This is a genomic window from Candidatus Saccharibacteria bacterium oral taxon 488 (genome assembly GCA_010202845.1).
Lineage (GTDB): Bacteria > Patescibacteriota > Saccharimonadia > Saccharimonadales > Saccharimonadaceae > Nanosynbacter.
Genome location: CP047921.1, coordinates 821,845 through 839,565 on the forward strand (window position 1 = coordinate 821,845; position 17,721 = coordinate 839,565).

The 17,721-nt window shown below is 48.1% G+C and carries 15 protein-coding genes; 5 read left to right on the plus strand and 10 right to left on the minus strand.

All coding sequences use genetic code 11. The features are described from left to right. The first annotated feature begins 9 nt into the window (after positions 1 to 9). The 4 genes from GWK78_04365 to GWK78_04380 are packed head-to-tail and all read left to right on the plus strand — an operon-like array spanning position 10 to position 5,143. Complete coding sequence (locus tag GWK78_04365) at positions 10 to 1,500, plus strand: hypothetical protein (GenBank protein ID QHU94221.1); 1,491 nt, start codon at positions 10 to 12, stop codon at positions 1,498 to 1,500. Continuing rightward, complete coding sequence (locus GWK78_04370) at positions 1,484 to 2,908, plus strand: exopolysaccharide biosynthesis polyprenyl glycosylphosphotransferase (GenBank protein QHU94222.1); 1,425 nt, start codon at positions 1,484 to 1,486, stop codon at positions 2,906 to 2,908. Before GWK78_04365 ends, GWK78_04370 begins: the two co-directional genes overlap by 17 nt. After that, positions 2,908 to 4,053 (plus strand): glycosyltransferase, encoded by a 1,146-nt coding sequence (locus GWK78_04375; GenBank protein ID QHU94223.1) that lies wholly within the window; start codon positions 2,908 to 2,910, stop codon positions 4,051 to 4,053. The genes GWK78_04370 and GWK78_04375 overlap by 1 nt, the downstream gene beginning before the upstream one ends. Then, on the plus strand, positions 4,037 to 5,143 hold the full coding sequence (locus GWK78_04380; GenBank protein QHU94224.1) for a glycosyltransferase: 1,107 nt from the start codon (positions 4,037 to 4,039) through the stop codon (positions 5,141 to 5,143). The genes GWK78_04375 and GWK78_04380 overlap by 17 nt, the downstream gene beginning before the upstream one ends. Positions 5,144 to 5,219: 76 nt before the next feature. On the opposite strand, the gene GWK78_04385 is transcribed toward GWK78_04380, so the two are convergent. From GWK78_04385 to GWK78_04405, 5 genes are all read right to left on the minus strand, one after another. Then, the gene (locus GWK78_04385) at positions 5,220 to 6,263 is read right to left on the minus strand and encodes an NTP transferase domain-containing protein (protein ID QHU94225.1); all 1,044 of its coding nucleotides are present in this window, start codon (positions 6,261 to 6,263) and stop codon (positions 5,220 to 5,222) included. Between the two features lie 78 nt (positions 6,264 to 6,341). After that, positions 6,342 to 7,319, minus strand: coding sequence for a hypothetical protein (locus GWK78_04390; protein QHU94226.1), 978 nt, complete (start codon positions 7,317 to 7,319; stop codon positions 6,342 to 6,344). 49 nt (positions 7,320 to 7,368) lie between these two features. After that, complete coding sequence (locus GWK78_04395) at positions 7,369 to 8,187, minus strand: TIM barrel protein (GenBank protein QHU94227.1); 819 nt, start codon at positions 8,185 to 8,187, stop codon at positions 7,369 to 7,371. Positions 8,188 to 8,218: 31 nt separating this feature from the next. Then, positions 8,219 to 9,097: a TIM barrel protein gene (locus tag GWK78_04400; GenBank protein QHU94228.1), complete on the minus strand. Its 879-nt coding sequence runs from the start codon at positions 9,095 to 9,097 to the stop codon at positions 8,219 to 8,221. Positions 9,098 to 9,115: 18 nt separating this feature from the next. Beyond that, the gene (locus GWK78_04405; GenBank protein QHU94229.1) at positions 9,116 to 9,877 is read right to left on the minus strand and encodes an NAD-dependent epimerase/dehydratase family protein; all 762 of its coding nucleotides are present in this window, start codon (positions 9,875 to 9,877) and stop codon (positions 9,116 to 9,118) included. A gap of 102 nt (positions 9,878 to 9,979) precedes the next feature. Here GWK78_04405 and GWK78_04410 point away from each other — a divergent pair, with 102 nt between their 5' ends. Next, positions 9,980 to 12,097, plus strand: coding sequence for a hypothetical protein (locus GWK78_04410; GenBank protein ID QHU94230.1), 2,118 nt, complete (start codon positions 9,980 to 9,982; stop codon positions 12,095 to 12,097). Here the strand turns inward: GWK78_04410 and GWK78_04415 are convergent, their stop codons facing one another. The 5 genes from GWK78_04415 to GWK78_04435 form a co-directional block, all read right to left on the minus strand. Beyond that, positions 12,098 to 13,342, minus strand: a complete 1,245-nt coding sequence (locus GWK78_04415) for a hypothetical protein (GenBank protein QHU94231.1) — start codon at positions 13,340 to 13,342, stop codon at positions 12,098 to 12,100. 82 nt (positions 13,343 to 13,424) lie between these two features. Next, entirely contained in the window at positions 13,425 to 14,261 is an 837-nt protein-coding gene (locus GWK78_04420) for a glycosyltransferase (protein QHU94232.1), read from the minus strand. Continuing rightward, positions 14,258 to 15,262 carry a glycosyltransferase gene (locus tag GWK78_04425; protein QHU94233.1) on the minus strand — a complete coding sequence of 335 codons (1,005 nt, stop codon included), beginning with the start codon at positions 15,260 to 15,262 and terminating at the stop codon, positions 14,258 to 14,260. The genes GWK78_04420 and GWK78_04425 overlap by 4 nt, the downstream gene beginning before the upstream one ends. Beyond that, the gene (locus GWK78_04430) at positions 15,249 to 16,364 is read right to left on the minus strand and encodes an FAD-dependent oxidoreductase (GenBank protein ID QHU94234.1); all 1,116 of its coding nucleotides are present in this window, start codon (positions 16,362 to 16,364) and stop codon (positions 15,249 to 15,251) included. The genes GWK78_04425 and GWK78_04430 overlap by 14 nt, the downstream gene beginning before the upstream one ends. After that, positions 16,357 to 17,709, minus strand: coding sequence for a hypothetical protein (locus GWK78_04435; GenBank protein QHU94235.1), 1,353 nt, complete (start codon positions 17,707 to 17,709; stop codon positions 16,357 to 16,359). The genes GWK78_04430 and GWK78_04435 overlap by 8 nt, the downstream gene beginning before the upstream one ends. Positions 17,710 to 17,721: the final 12 nt, after the last annotated feature.

Below are 17,721 nucleotides of genomic sequence, written 5' to 3' on the forward strand. Positions count from 1 at the left end.
ACTAAAGAGGTGAAGCGAGTATCATCGACGATATATGTGTGGCTACTGGCCGCCGTGCTGTTTGGCGGCGCACTGTCACTACAGCCGAGCATCAGCCTGGCGATGCTCGATTTTCCGTCGTTTCGCATCGGACTATATCAAGTGGCGGTGATCGGTGTGGTTGGCTGCGGTCTCGGTATAATGATGCGCCAGCGACTACGGCCTCGCGGGCCATGGTGGTGGCTCGGCATTAGCATGCTGGCTATTACTAGTATCATTGGGCTGTTAGTATCTTATGTCCGAGCACGTACCGCATTATATACGGCATCGCTTTTATTGCTGCTGATAACCGCGGTATGTGCTGCCCTGATGTACCGGGCATTATCGGCGAGCGATCGGCGGCGCCTCATGACAATTGGCCTGTGGAGCGGCATCGTCTTTGGTATATTGGCGGTACTGCAGCTGATCATCGCCCATATTGAACCAACGGCATTCGGTACGCTCTGCTCAGGTTGTCACGCCGGCGTGTTTGGCTTTGTCAGGATCAATTTATTTGCCGCTGAGCCGCAATTTTTAGCAAGCAGCTTGCTACCGGCCCTGTTCGTCGGACTGTGCTGGCGAGAGAGGCGGCGACTAGCAGGCTGGAGCGTTTTTGGTAGCAGTGTGGCGATCAGTCTGACGTTCTCGCGCGGCGCGTTTATCGCGGTAATTGGCGCAGGCATCGTGTATGGCGTTGTCCGCTGCTGGCAGCGGTGCGGGAGAAATAGGGACAATACTACTGACGCGGCGCGGGCATCTCATCACGATGCGTGGCGTCAACTCGGCATCATCACGGCGGGGTTCGTGATTGGATGTGCCCTGCTACTGGTCTCAGCGGTGATTCGCTATCACGACACGCCACACATTGCCTATAATACCGCGGTGAGCATGCTTGACCAGCTGTCGCTCGGCCGCATCAAATTACCGCAAAAAAACACCCTCCCAACGCCGGGTAGCCCACCCTCACCGCAAGTACCGCCAACCAGCGAGACTACAGCACCAGAGGCACCGCCCGCCGCCCAACCAAACCAGCCCGCACCACCAGCTAATTTCCAGCCATCGGGTTTCGTCGCAGCCTCGGCTGATGACCGACTCAACGCCGCTCAACTGGCGCTCCGAGCCTGGGCAGCAAGTCCACGCACCATACTCTTTGGGACTGGCCTTGGCAATCTCGGCAGTTTTATCCAACATCAGCTACACCAGCCGGTGTCGACCGATCATACGGTGTATATTTTCTACGTTTTGCTGCTGAGTAATATCGGCGTTGTCGGTATGATACCGCTACTAGCACTGCTTGCCGTCACGCTATGGCGCAGTGGCCGATGGCTACTAAAACCGTGGGGGCGATTCGCCTTACTGCTAACAACGGCTATCGCTATCCACTTTTGGTTTTTTGGCAGCTTGATCAACTCGATGCATTGCCTTGCATGGATTGGTATTTTCTTGTATAATCACCCCAAAGGTCATGAAGAAGAACTCTGATTTTTACTTCAAATTGGTGTTGATCGGGCTGGACGTACTGGCGCTAGTTGGTGCGTTCACGGCGGCATACATCATGCGCGTATCACTCGACACGCGACCCTTCCATGTGCAAATCGGGGCGCTGGAGTTTATCACGTCGATTGTACTGATGCTGCCGCTGTGGGTTGTCTTGTTCTCGTTTTTTGGGTTATACGACCGTGAGCACTACATTCATCCGCTGCGCGAATTTTGGCGACTTGGTATGGCGGCGGTTTGTGGCATCATGATGATGATTTCCTTTAGCTTCTTTAGCAACACACCGCTCTTTCCGGCCAAGATGGTGGTGATTTATGCGCTGATCATCAGCTTTGTCATCTTGCTCATCCTGCGTAGCGCTGCCAATATCGTGCGGCTGCATCTGCTGCGCAAAAACATCGGCATCAAGCGTGTGGCGCTGGTCGGCAATGCCGAATCGACGCGAACGCTGGCCGAGTTTATCAGCGCCCACCCGTCAACCGGCTTTCACCTCAGTGCTATTATTTCTAAAGACGGACTAATCCCGCCACGGCTCAAGGGTTTGCGGCGTTCGACATTGGCATCGGCCTTGACTCGCGATAAAATTGACGCCATTATTCAGACCGACACTGCTCGCAGCGAAGCGCACTATAACTTGGCGGAGCAGCACTATCTTGATTTTTATCAAGCGCCAGCCCTCGACGGCCTGATGACGGCGCGCCATACGGTGGAGATTATCAATTCCGTGCCGCTAGCGTACATTCACCCAACACCGCTGGCTACCGGCTACGGACGCGTGGTCAAACGACTGATGGATCTCATCGGTGCGACCATTGGTATCATCATTACCTCGCCGATTATGCTGCTAGTGGCAATCGCTGTTAAGCTCGGTGACCCACGCGGCCCCGTGCTGATGCATGGGCAACAGCGGCGACGTTTAACCCAGTTTAATCGCCCATTCAAGGTGTATAAGTTTCGCTCGCACTACGCCAAGTTTGATGGCAAAACCGACGAGGAGGTGTTCACGATGATTGGCAAACCAGAGCTGATCAACGAATATCGGCAGAACGGCGACAAGCTCGATCATGACTTTCGCGTCACACCAGTCGGTCGTTTCATTCGCCGGTTTAGCCTCGACGAACTACCGCAGTTATTTAACGTTATCAAGGGCGATATTAGCCTCGTTGGGCCGCGGGCGCTGGTGCCGCACGAGCTGAGCAATTACGAGAAAAAGCACACGCTACTGACGGTCAAGTCTGGCCTGACTGGCCTAGCGGTTGTGTCGGGGCGGCGCAGCATCGGCTTTGAAGAGCGGCGGCGACTGGATCTTTATTATGTACAAAACTGGAGTTTGTGGCTGGATATCACCATCCTCCTCAAGACCTGCCTGGTCATCTTTAAGAAGGAGTCTTGATGCGCACCCAGCCGACCATCGCGATCGTTCACGACTGGTTGTATGGCGGTGGTGCTGAGCAAGTTGTTTTGGCGCTACACCAGCTCTATCCTGACGCCCCGATTTATACCTCGTACTGCTCCCGAACGTGGCGAAAAAAACTTGATAACAAGGTGGTGACTGGTTATTTGCAGCATTGGCCATTTGCCCAGCTCAGGCGACTACTGCCGGTGCTCAGGCAGCGGTGGTTTGCGCGGCTGGATCTCGGGCAATTTGATATTATTATTTCTAGCTCTGGTAACGGCGAGGCCAAGTTTATCCGAACCACCCGTCCCGATCAACGACATATCTGTTATTGTCATACGCCAACACATTTTTATTGGCGGCACTATCAGGAATACCTGCGTCGGCCGAGCTTTCGGCCGCGGTGGCTGGCGCGACTGGGCCTGCGGCTGCTGGTCCGACATCTCAGGCGGCGTGATTATCAGGCGGCGCAGCGGGTTGATGTCTTTTTAGCCAATTCCACCGCCATTCAGGCTGATGTCAAGCAGTTTTATGACCGAGACAGCATCGTCGTCTTTCCGCCGGTGCAAACAACCAGCTTTATGGCACTCGCAAAAACCCGGCCGCGCTCCGTGACGCTACCCGACCGACCGCGCTGCCTGGTGTGGGGGCGACTGGTGCCGATGAAGCGGCTGGATTTGGTGATTCGGGCCTGTCAGCAGCTTGGTTGGCCGCTGGACATCATGGGCGATGGGCCTGATCGCGAGCAGCTGGAGAAGCTGGCGGGCGAATCGACGCGCTTTCTTGGCTACGTCAGTGACGAGACCCGGGCTGCCGCCATCCAACAAGCCGACCTATTCATCTTTACCGCCCACGAAGATTTTGGCGTCGCACCAGTTGAAGCCTTGGCCGCTGGACTGCCAGTGGTAGCATATCAAGCTGGTGGCGCACTGGACTATATCAACCCTGGTAAGAACGGCTGGTTTTTCGCCGAACAAACCGTTGAGAGCTTGGTGGCAACGCTCCAAACACTGCCCGACCAGCGAGTCTCGCCGCGAGCCATCGCCACCTCCGCTAAACCATTTGCCGAACATGCCTTTACGACTGCCATAAAGAAAATTGTAACCAACGAAAGGAGGGGCGCTCATGCGCATCGCCATTGATGCTCGGACGCTACGGACGAGCACCGGCCGTTACGTCGAACGGCTGATTCATTATCTACAAAAAATTGATAACAGGAATGACTATATTATCTTACTCAAGCCAAAGGATATGGACGGCTGGCAGGCCGACAACCCACGCTTTCAGAAAGTCACCTGTCCATTTGCTGAATTTTCGTTTGCCGAGCAACGAGGTTTTAAGAAACAGCTGGAGGAGCTGCGCCCAGATCTCGTGCATTTTGCAATGGTTCAGCAGCCCGTGTGGTACCGGGCCAGCCCGGTCGTCACCACCATGCAAGACCTGACCACCGTTCGGTTCAACAACCCCGACAAGAACCCGATGGTCTTTTGGGTGAAGCAGCAAATTTATAAATGGGTCAACAAAAAAGTCGCCAGAAAGTCGGCTCATATCATCACCATCTCTGACTTTGTCAAGCGTGACTTGGTGGATTTTACCGGAGTCAGTCCAGATAAGATTACCGTGACGCTTGAGTCCGCCGACGAGCTACCAAAGGGCAATGATCCGGTCAAGGAGCTGGTTGGAAAAAAGTTCATCATGTATATCGGCCGGCCGACACCACATAAAAATCTGCGGCGACTAATTGACGCATTTGAATTATTGCAACAAAAGCACCCCGAGCTGACACTGGCGCTGGCTGGCAAAAAGGACGGCAACTACGCTCGCCACGAAGCGTACGTTACTGAACACGGCCTTACAAATGTCGTCTTCACCGGTTTTGTGTCGGACGAGCAACTGCGCTGGATGTACGAGCATACGGCTGTGTATTGCTTCCCATCGCTGAGCGAAGGTTTTGGCCTGCCGGGTCTCGAAGCCATGCTGCACGGCGCGCCGGTCGCTTCAAGCACCGCCACTTGCCTGCCGGAAACGCATGGCGAGGCGGCTCACTACTTTGATCCGTATAGCGTTGAGGACATAGCGCGGGCAATTGACGAACTTCTGACTGACGAGAAGCGACGTCGTGACCTCATCAAGAAGGGTAAACAGCACGTCAAAACTTTCTCGTGGCAGCGAATGGCTGAGCAGACATTGGCGGTGTATGAGCGATACGGCCGCAAAGACACCAACTCATAGCGGATGATTCTAGCTTATCCACACTAGACACTTACGTCCATGACCATAGTTCTTAGGTCGCGGCTCGGCTGCTGGGTTATTTTTGCAACTGCTTCGCGATATCGCCACACTTGGCGGCCACATCCCGCCGCGCCACCAGCACACCGTCTGGCGTGTTGACCACCACTACATTGTCAAGGCCGATCACCGCCACCGGCTTGTCTGGCTGCTCATTACGAATATAGGTATTGGCGACGTCGATGGTATGAATGTTGTCACCATATGCGTAATTGCCCGCCTCGTCCTTGGCGACCGCATCATGTAGATCCTTGAAATTACCGATGTCCATCCAGTCAAAGCTGGCTGATACCATAGCCAGCTGATGAGCTTTTTCGATCAAGGCGATGTCGATAACTTGATTATCTAGCGCCAGGTACGCGTGATTGTAAGCCTCGCTACCAAAGTCAGCAATTGACGCTAACGTCTGGTAATTTGACCACAGATCTGGGGCACTCCGCTGCATTTCATTCATAAAAACGTCAACTGAGCCAACAAAGTAGCCGCAATTCCACAGATAATTTCCCGACTCAACATACTGCTTCGCCGTCTCGTAATCAGGTTTTTCCTTGAACGACTCGACATTATAGACGCCCGCTTGAGCATCAATCACTCCATCGCGCTGAATATAACCAAAGCCAGTCGACGGGAAGGTCGGCTCAATGCCAATCAGCGTAATACAACCACGCTCGCGAGAAATGCGCGCTGCTGTATCGAACGAGTGGGCAAACCCCTGGGTGTCACGCACATTATGATCAGAATGAATAAAGGCAATCGGCTCAGTCCGGTTATGGTGGCGATTGATATAATCCAAGGCTAACACAATACAATGCGCTGTCCCCCGCCGTCCCGGCTCGATCAAAAAGGCCTCGTCCGGCAATTCCGGTAGCTGCGCCCGCAGCGCCCCGGCGTGGCTGGCCTCGGTCACCACGTAGATAGTATCACCGAGCTTTCTCGCCCGGTCATAGGCTTGTTGGACCATGGTGCGCTCACTAGTTAACGCCAAAAGTTGTTTTGGTTGAGTGGAGGTTGAGAGTGGCCAGAGGCGCGTGCCTGAGCCACCGGCGATAATTACAGCTATCATACTATATAGTATACCGAGTTAGGAGTACAAACGCCACCTATTCTTTAGAGGATTCCGCACTCATATCACAATGGGCCACTAGCGGGGCCTGTCATCGTCAACACCAACCTTGTAATCAAATAACATCGCTATAGCTTCTACTCTATCAAAGAACTCCTGTATCTGCCCGATCGTTGGATCTTTTGGCATTAATGTGAGTTCTTTTAGTATCATATCGCGCAGAACAGCCTTCTTATCATCAAGCTCGCTCAGCAATTTGATGCGCTGTATCTCGGCTTTATAGTCCTGAGGAGCCTCAGACTCCTCTCCTAGTAATATGTGGGCCTGCATTCTAGCTTGTTCGTAGCGCTTTTCATCATAAGCAGAATTATCCGTTTCCTGCTCAACCATTGACTTTGGATACATCAGGTCGACCTTAATTTCACCAACACGCTCTCCATTGGCCATTGCCGCCAGAACAGTATAGTACATATACGGCCATTTTTTCATATTTGGTGTATCTGAAGGATAATCTAATAGGTGCTGCATCCCTTGACGATTGTAGCCTCGTGGACCAGCGAGTGAATCTGCCGGCATCCCTAGTATATGCTCGAATAACCAGCCAATCAATTCTTCGGTACGCCGCTGGAATGGCGGCATTGATTCTTTCGAAGCCTCCGTCCGTCCGATAACGACAACTGAGGGGTCAACCTTTGAATCACCGTCACCCAACATCTCAGCAATCTTGCATGCAAGATGTGCCATTGATTTCTCTGGCTCGAGAGTGATAATTTTATTTCCACCTTGAGCTATGACAACTTCTGCACCCTCCTGTCGCTGACTGGCAATTCCCAACCGACGAGCAGATCGTACAAAAGCCCCGCGCGCGCGGAAGGCATCTGCGACTTTATCATCTGGCGACCCATCAATCACGACAAGTGGCAATTCTTGTTCGGACCACTCCTCTGCATTTTTAAGTGCAGCCTCAAGGCGAACATCGTCAAGATTAGGATAAAACGTCGCCGTCACTCCGACAGCCGGTGCTCCCTCTATAGGAGGGCTATTCCTTGGACTCATGCTCTCATTTTAACACAAAAGTTTAATTTGTCAATAACAAATCTGGTCTCTACCCTTCAAAAACGCTTTGTACAAACGATATCGCGTCTGCTACACGCTTCACGTTCTCACCCTGTTCGCCCGGGCGCATTTCGATTGACACAACACCCTCATAGCCAATGGACTTTAGCGCATCAGCTGCAGCGCGATAGTCAACATCGTCGCGATCATAAACTCGATCAAGCATCGGAGCGCTGACATGAAAATGCTTCAAGATATCGCCGTTATTTCGTATCGATTCGCCAATATCATCACCAGCTAACGCCATGCATGCCGTATCAAGATGCAGGCCGATCCCCTCTGAGTTAACCATACGAACAAGCCGCGCACCTTCATCTGCTGTTGTCACGTAGTCACAATTATATTGAGGTGCATTCGGTTCGATGCAGAGCATGGTGTTATGCTCCTTGGCGACATTACCGAGCTCGGCAAAGAAACGGCTTGCGATACCGTCCGCCTCTTCTACTGACATCGCACCGCGCTGTCGATTCTTTGGTGAACCAAATACCAGCCGACCAGCACCCATATCCCCAGCTAACCGCAAAAAGTCAGCCATATATTGCTGCATCTCGTTGCGAAGTTCGCTTGATTCAAACAGCTTTAGGTCAGGGCGCGCAAACAGCATCGACTGAAAGGCTACAATCTCAATACCATACCCCCTCCACCACTCGACATATTCGTTAATTTGCTCGGGAGTCGCCTTGGTCGGATCATCCCAGCGCTTCGTCGGCGCGATCTCGACACAGCGTACACCAAGCTCCCGCAGCTTTGCGGCGACCTCCGCCTCTTCTTCATTTGTCCATGCGATGTTCGATATAGCTAGTTTCATATGGTAATTATACCACTATTTATCCTATAGATTACGCTGCGAGACCACACCGCTCCTTGATGTATTGAATCTCCTTCTCGATTACATCCGGATTCAGAGGACCCCTCATCTCAAGCGACAACCAGCCCTGATAGCTAACACTCCTGAGGGCGTCCACATATTTTCCTTGAGGAATATCCAGCGCAGATGAAAGTCGCGCCAAGTCTGGAGCGCTGGCATCAATACCGCGTACACTGTCTCTATGGTCACGAATCAGCGAAGCTAAATCCCCCGGCGTGTCCCCAGCACCAAACATCGCCGCTGTATCAGGATGAATTCCAAACCCCGGATGGTCGATGCGATCAGCCAGTTTCCTGGCTTGGTTTAGGTTTTCCACGAACTTGTTGCCATAGCCTGATAGCGGCTCGAATGCTATCTGCGTATTGTTATCATGGGCCGCAATAGCAACTCTACCAAACAGTTTAGCCGCTCTCTCCATAGCCTGCTCGCCACTAAGCTCTCCTGGGTTACGCAATCCCGGTGAACCAAATGACATCGAGTCTGCACCGAGTGACCCGGCAAGGTCGGTTAGTCTCTTTAGGTGTTCTGCCAGATTTTTACCCTCTTCTTCAGTACCGAAAATCTTCGCATTCTCTCCAACCCCGTATGTCAAAGATTGCAGCCCAACACACGCTAGACCGAAGCCCCCAAGCTTTTTGCGATATTCTCCAGCTTTCCGCTTCAAAGTTTCGAGTCGATCCCCAGAGAGATTGGCAATTTCTGATACACTTGGCCAAATTATCGTTGGCGCAACCACAAGCCCTTCAACACCACACTGCGACACGCGGTCTAGCGCTGCTGCTTGTTGACCTTCACCTTCACCAAAAGCAATATTCGAGATAGCAAGCTTCATTGACTTCTTCGAATTCATACCCGCATTATACCATGATTACTTATTTTTTGCAACAAACTCCTTGATGCCGGCCAGCTCTTGCTCCTTTGTGTATAGATAATTACCTTCACCACCATACACTTCAGCGTATTTACTGTGCATATCCCAATAGGCTGGCGTCACGCCCTCTGGTGTGTTGGTAAATTCCATACCAAAGGCGACCCTGGCGACTTCCCGCGTGCTGACTGGTGGCGTCGCAAAATTAACCAGCGGCAGATTATTCTCGAGAGCAATAGTGATATCACGCCAGATATTAGCGAGATTATAGTACTGATACATACCATCAGCATGAATTTTCTCAACCATGTTATTGTTCATCAGATCATAAATAACATTCTTCTTCAGCCCATCGCCAAATAGCCCCGGCAGGCGAACAATTGTTGTGTCAAAGTTCTCACGACAGAATTGCTCAAGATAATACCTATTAACTCCGTATGGCAAAAGCCCTTCGGTTTCAATGGGTGTATCTTCGTTAGCACCATTTGGGTTTTTATAAACACCGACTGTTGAAATCAGGACGAGCTTCTTAATCTTTGCCTTTTTGATGTGTGAGATAAACCCTTCAATCTCCGCACGGTCAACCTCTGGCTCCTGATTGATCCGCCACATCTCAGCACGGTTTGCAGCGCTCACCACCAGGTCGTACTCTTGACCTTCAATGTCAGCTATATTTTTGCTGTTATAATAATCGTCAAACTCGTGTTGACTCTTTATATTCCCACCGACAAAGCCAGTGTACCCAATTAATGCAGTTTTCATAGTATATTCCTCCTGGCTACAATTATGTCAGATTTTATATAAAACTCAACGATAGCCAGTATGGACATGCGACAATATCAATTATAGAATGGTTTAGGTACTATGAAGAAACCTAAAATTTTAGGCCAGATAACTCTTAAACAAGCGCTGCTTTTTACCGCAGTATTTGTAAGTATTGCCCACTTGTTGGTTTTCGTAGGCTACGCTGTGTTCGCAGCTCTCGGGAATGGCCTGGCGATGGATTCCTATGCGGCCAATGGGACGTTCCAGCTATACAACCCCCTCCGTCGATTACTTGATGGTGAAGTTTTAGCACGAGACTTTCCATTCTTTCACGGGGTAGGAGTTCCCCTGCTTCATTTCCCCTTGTTTTACATCATGGGGCACAACTTATTTGCTGTAGAGGTTGCAAAGTTACTAGTATCACCACTCATATTCCTCATCTCGTCTTTCTTGCTATTTTGGGCTTACTTCAAAAATGTAAAGAAAGCGGTCTTTACAACAAGTATATTTACCGTCATTTCACTGCTGTGCATCGATGCGATTTGGGCGGGTAATTCCCTTCTAGGTCTCAGGACAGCCTTTCCATTCATTGCAGCAGCATTTATGTTATGGCACCCAGACTGGCATGTTAATATCGGTAAACATAAAACGAAAGTCAACCTTTATTACCCCATTCTATACACCCTCATGGGGATTTCCGTCGCGTGCGGAACCGAACAGGGTCTAGCATTCATGCTTGCTTATGTGCTCATCAGGGTAATTCAGTATATTCGTTCCAAAGAGATGATAAAAAAGCGGATGCTGGCATTTATTGGCGAGTTATGTGGTGTAGCACTGGCTACGTATGTCGTGCTTTCAATTATGACGCTTGGCCACGCACACGAGGCACTTTACTATGCACTCGTTGAGGTTTCAGGCGACCAAGGATGGTACTTTGGCGCTCCACCAAATAATTTTTTGCAATTAAGCAATCTTGATCAGTTATTCACCAACAGGATGCTATTCTACATGCTGCCCATCATTATCGGCGGTGTTGTTGCCTATATAATTGGTGTAAAGAAAGCTCTACTGTCCAAAAAAGAAACGTTCGTTTTCTCTATCTTGCTACTATATGGCCTGGTGGTCTTTGCTGTTTCTGCCACTGGTTACTGGGCACCTAGTGCGCAGCTCATACCACTAGAGCGAGCAGCAGGAGTTATTCTTGTGGCGACAGCAACTCGTGTGATATATAACCTGATCCGAGCAAAAAAATCGACTCCTAACGCTAAAAGTAAAGGCTTCTCGGTCTTAGCATTCGGGTTATTGCTTGGTAGCATCATCGCCCTAGGATATAACACGGCGATATTTCTACAAAAAATTGATTGGATGCCGCTAAGACACATTATTACCGAGTCAAAAAAGGCCAGGCATTCTACTGATGATGCTGAATATGTCAGCACCGCCTGGAGGAAGCGCCTCGAGGCCTTTGCTCCACATATTGAAAAGGGGGCACGTGTCTGGTCTACCTACACCAGTGTTTATGATTCGATTCGCCAACAGAAAAATGGATCTTCGGGGGGTGAAGACTATATTATACACGCCCTAGGCCCCGCCAGAAGAAATCGTTACACTCAAGATTTTATAACCCAAAAGCCTGATTACGTCATAACCCTAAATCCCTCATATTTTAAATATGAGGAGTGGCTGTGGACTCGTCACTGGGCATTTTATAAGGAGCTTCAGGATAACTACACTATCATTGCAACAAATGATTCTCATGTTTTGTGGAAACGTCAGGCGAGTAATGCAGCCCAAGAAAAGACGAATCACCCGAAACACCGCATACAAAAAGACACAAACGGAGATTATGTCATTACTGCTGGTGCCGCAAACAATATACGCGTGTTTGAGGTGTCGGTTCGCTACAGTGCTAGAAGCGTTCTACCTATGACCGCTAAATTACCGAGATACCTCCTAGAGTTATCTGGATCATCACTACAAAAACATCCTGTGTCGCTACCACAATACGACACGAGCTGGAGCTTCCCTGTGGCACTGGCACCAAATGATTCATCCATACGAATTTCGCCAAAAGTTTATAGTTTGATACCGGGAGCTTCTCTGGAAATACAAGACGTATCTTACCGCGAAGTCACCGCCCAAAATAATCTATATATCTATCAAAGTAACTTTTGCCTACATAACGCTAATAAATGCGAAGGGATTGATAAACGCTAGCTACGAGCGGCGGCCTTCTTTCTTTGGTTGGCTTAATATTATCGTGAATAGTCCGGACAGTATCGCCGCAAAAACCGACCAATACATATACCGATAATCAACCGCCACCGCCATAGGAAAGTATGCCACGATATATATAAGACCCGACAAAGCCACCGCACGGATAAAGCGTCGCTGTACCTGTTCTCGTATTCTCCCGCTCTTATAGTAAATGAAGACAAGGACAGCAAGATATAGCCACGGCTGGAAAATCAGAGGGATATTCGCCTGAGCGCCGCCTTTAACATATGCCGCTAGACCACTAACGGCATATTCATTCTTTACCGCGGCACCGACCTGATTTTGCTCAATGCCGGGCTGAAAAATATACATACGCTCTGGTTGTGGAAAAAGAAATATCGAAAAAGTTGCCAACCGATATGATGCATATTTTATTGGATGTCTTACGATCGTCAATAGCCAATCATTAAATACACCTTGATGTTCATTTTTGAGTGCTTCTCGCTGGGCGGCCGTTGTACATATGATATAAGAATTCATAATATCTTTTGTTTTATCGCGACAGGTGTCATGGATTTTTTTGTACATAGACCACCGACCGTGATGTTCTCTATCAAGATTAGCAACGTGAACTATATCGTCAAGCTGCACAGCGGTAATTGGATGAGTTTTTTCACTAGGCTGATTAATGACAGCAGTGACACCAATCGTCACTATTAAACCCGCCGCTATACAGGCAAAACCGCCCCATACAGGAAGTCGCTTGGTAAATAATCTCGGTAGCACAAACAAGATAGGCAGCACCGCAAATAATGCGTTATATCGTAACATGCCGGCATAGAGAATCAATAACAGCGCCAGTCCGACAATACCATACTTAACAGTACGTCCTAGTGGTTTTTTACTGCTTATGATGAACCAGATGAGGATTACCGCCAACGTCAGACTGAATGCCATCTGAACATCTTTCCATATTACGCCAGCAATGTTCACTATATTAGGCAGTAGCAAAATCATGTAGGTAGAAAGAGCCCATGCGCGATTACGAGTGTGCCGATACACGAGAATCGACAGCACAAACATAGCCGTAACAAGTAGTACCAGCTGAAAAATCAACATAGATGAAATGTGGCCAGTTACTCTAATCAGAAATCCCCACAGCCGCGTCATCACTGGCGGATGCCAATCAGTAAGGTGAGCTACGCCCGTGGCTTGCTCAAGGTGGCTGATGGAGTCGGGCGACATATATCCAGGATAGAAAACAATAACAAGTAGCGCTAGCATACACACTGCTACTAACGCAGACTGGATGTGAAATTTTGAGAGGCTATTTTTTATGCTTGCGATATTTACCGGCCACCGCATAGAATAACACCTTCAGAACGTGCATGTTCCCCTTAATTGGGCTGATTTTTGTTGGTGTCTTGCCCTTCTTCGGATAGGTTCGTACCACTGGCGTTTCGGCCGTTTTATATTGTTTGCGGCGGCTACTCTCGATAGCGAGGTAGTAATGAAGCTCATAGGTTTGAAATATATCACGGAATACGGCAATATCTGGGTCTTTAAGTAGCTTTGCACTGTAGGCGCGGAATCCATTTGTGGTATCGGTATGCCTCTTACCAGCCGCAAGACTTATCAGCGGCGCATGAATAAGATGAAGACCTATCTCTCTCGAAAGCGGTGTGTTTACCGCCTTACCACCTGGTATAAACCGTGAGCCCTGAATGTGGTCATATCCTTGGTCAAGCAGCTTAATAAAGTCAGGAATTCTCTCTATACTATCCTTGCCGTTGCCATCAACAACGACCACTCCTTCATAACCCTCAGAAAGAGCCCAGGCAAACGCCATCCTCATCTGTGCGCTCAATTTGCCCTTGCCTTTTTTCGTCAACAAAGCGCGTACGTCTTGAGATTTCAAGAAATCAGCCTCAAGTGAACCATCAGTGCTACCACCATCAGCTACTATAATGTCAATCTGTTTTGCTAACGGCTTCATTTTTTGTAATTGCTTCTGAATTCGCTCTCCTTCATTAATGACGAAAACACACACGCAATATTTGTGCTTTTTCTTGTTTATTTCATTTACTTCAAAGTCTGGAAACTCCCACTCCGGATGGTCTTGACGAATATGATCTTGTTTATTGACTACGGGGGTTTTTGTCATGATGCAATATTCTTCCTTTCTGCATTTGCTAGTGACGTTGTACTACTTAGCTCATCAAGCACATAATACCGAGCATCCCGCCGTGATTCCACTAATATCTTGCCAATATATTCGGACAGAATCACCATAAATAAAAATAGGATGAAAAACATTCCTGATAGCTCAAGCGACGTCGACACCCAGCCCTCAGCAACATTCTTTTTGGTAAGGGCTATGATTACAACATAAAGCGCATACACCAAGTTCACAACACTGGCAAAGAACCCAACCCACGACATAAAGCGGAGCGGATGCGTCGAGTGGCTGGTAATGATATCGAGCGCCTCTAGTGTCCCCCGCCCGAAGCCATGTTTTTTTACAGGATCAACCAGAGGTGAATAGGTATACTCGGTATATGAATAGCCGATAGTCCTTATCATGTGCCGAATGTGGCTATCATGTCGAGTTGATAGAGTTATCGCTCGTATGGCACGACGATTAAGAGATATAAGATATGTTGCTTGTAGTGGAATATCTATATTGATGTATTTACGATTATACCAATAAAACAACCTGCGACCGATACCAGATTTTGACAAAAGGCGCTTTGTGGTTATGTCGGCAACACCCTGCACGATATCGTGTTTTTTATTCGCCTCAACAATGTTCATTACATCCTCTATGCCGTCAATAGCGGGATTAGTTACTACCGCATAATCGCCAATCGCCCCCTCGAGACCAGCAATAATGGCGATGTCATATGTGTATTGTCGAGAGAGGCGGATAAGCCGCATACACGGTAATTCATCAAGGAGTCCACTAACAGCAATCACACTATTTTGACTCAAATCATTATCGACAATTATAATCTCATAATTTGTGTAGCTACCCATTAATCTCTGTGAGAGCCTGCGACAATAGTCGGGAAAACCATCAAAGTCGCACGTTACGACAATAACCGACACAAAGATGTCTTGTTTACTCGATTTTTTATTTGTCTTAGTTGAACTATTTCTTGCCATATAGCTTGTCTAACTCCTCGTACACATCGTAAATATTATCTAGCTTACCGCCCATTATACAAACATACCCGTTGTAACCCAAGTGGGCCTTAAACAAAATAGGACGGCTATCATCATCTTCACTCTTAACGAGCACTGTCTTTACCTCAACGATCGACTCCTCGTATTTCATGTCCTTGAGGGCTGGGATAAAACGCACCACGTCGTTATACATTTGTTTATAATTACTCTGAAAAGAACTTTTGTCGAGATAGGCGTGTGTGTCAATTTTTTCAGCCGGCGTATCCTCGTTGTCAACCCATGACTCGTGCGGCGTATACCTGACATGAGAGAGTGTATATAATCCCCTGGAGGGAAACGGCATAATAGAGAAAAACGGACCGTCCATCACCGTAATACTAAAGTCCTTTAGATGCTCCGGCAAGCTCACCAAACACATCTCTGTAACTTCATGCTTCAAGCCAACAAGCGGTATATTTGATGCACGATGGAGCGTGTTAATGTTAGCATACGTGCAATTTAATACGAAGTCGCCCCTGAATTTGCCACCATTAGTAATAACGCACAGTCCATCTGGCGTTTCATCAATCATCGTAACGCGACAGCCAGTGTGAAGCGTTATTCCCGGACGATCGTTAATTTGCCGTAGTAAGTCGTCTCTCAGGGCGTGGGCATTAAAGGCATATTCTTTAACCTTAAAAACTTCTTCAATGAGATTTTTATTAAACATTTTTTGAATGTTTGGCGGAGCTACCGCTATATCTGCCTCGATCTTATCCGCAAAATTCTTGAATTGATGCGCATTAACCTTGGATAGATGCTTGGCAACAGCATAGTATTTATTAAAATCTGAATGAATTGCCGTCCCAAACTGTTTTGTAAAGCGCGGAAAATTAACTGCCGAACGATATCCCGTTAGAATACTTCTAGGGTAGTGGTAGCCATTGTGTACCCTAGCCTGATTAACATATGACGCCCGAGTCATTGTCTGTTTTTCTTTCTCTAAAATATCAATATTCTTGACACCCAGGGTGTCGTACAGGTACAGCGCTACACTCAATCCATAAAAACCACCGCCAATTATCACCGTTTTGTTACGCACGTTTTCTCCATTTTTTAACCATATTGCCAACATACAAACCAACTATCATATAGACAAACAGAAGTAGCGGCATATAAAATACGATACCGTTAATGTGAGCATGTGGCAAGGCATGTCCAGGCATAAGAATTAACCAACTCAGCGCCCCAGCTAATGAAATGTGTAACGACCATAGGAATGAACGATAATACTTGAAGGACGGGTGTCGCCTCTTAAGATAGAATAACACTAAATACCCCACAAGTACCCAAACGAGTATCGACTGAACGATCTCACCAAACACCCCCTTGATCGACAGCGGCAAGCTCAGTGCCGGCAATAGTACATAGTTACCTGCGTTTATTGCTAGATACTGATATGTTGAGCCTCTATCTTTTGCCAGCTCCTCCATATTAATGAATCGATTGGCAAATTTATACGATTCAGGTAGAAGCGTCTTTAAGTTACCAACAGCATGTGTTCGCATCTTTCGAATTCCCGAAAGCCCTCTCTCCGATGCCCGCTCATTAATCATCTTGAGAGCGGTGTCTGAGGAGTGATAGTAATCAGAGAGTGCCATAAAGTTGGTTGCGTACGCACCAACAAAGGCCACAACAACCACGATACATGTCATGACGGCGTGCTTCCAGAGGCTGATAACTTTTTGTTTATTATTGACGAGTTCAAAGAATATGATTGGTACAAATACAGATATAGCAATTGTTGATATATACTCATAGCCGCCCAGAAGTTTTAAGAATAGCAATATGGTTTCACCGAGGTAGAATAGCCACATTTTCTTTGATGACTTACAGTATGAGTAACTCAGAAAGGCAAAGGTAAACGGAGCAAACATGAGCGGCTCTATCCAGTACATGTTTTGGGCGTAGCCGACAATCCACGGGCTAAATGCAACCAGTATCGCGAATACTGCTGCAGCAACAAAACCAAATAATTTCCTAACCCTAAGAGCTACCAGAGCCATAATGACCGCCATGACCGCGGACAGGACCACGTTAACCTTCTTAAAATACGATGGTAGTTTTGCACTATCTTTTGGCGCCAACGCCGTAATTATTCTCGCCTGCAGACCATATTGCGAAGCATAGGGTTTGAGCAGGCTGGCGTCGCAATCTTCAGCCATCATAACTGAATTATAATCTTCATTTTTAGTGACGATTAGTGGTCCGCTATAGCTAGATTTTTCCTTACAACGAGCTGTTTTTTCTATTATGGCTGATGAGTCGCGCTGAAAACCATCAAACCATTCGCGCCACAAACCGACTCCAAAAATATTACCAAAGAAAGATAAAAACAAAACTCCCCAGACAACTCCAAAAAACAGTATGCTCTTTTTTCGCTCCATAATACTTACCAT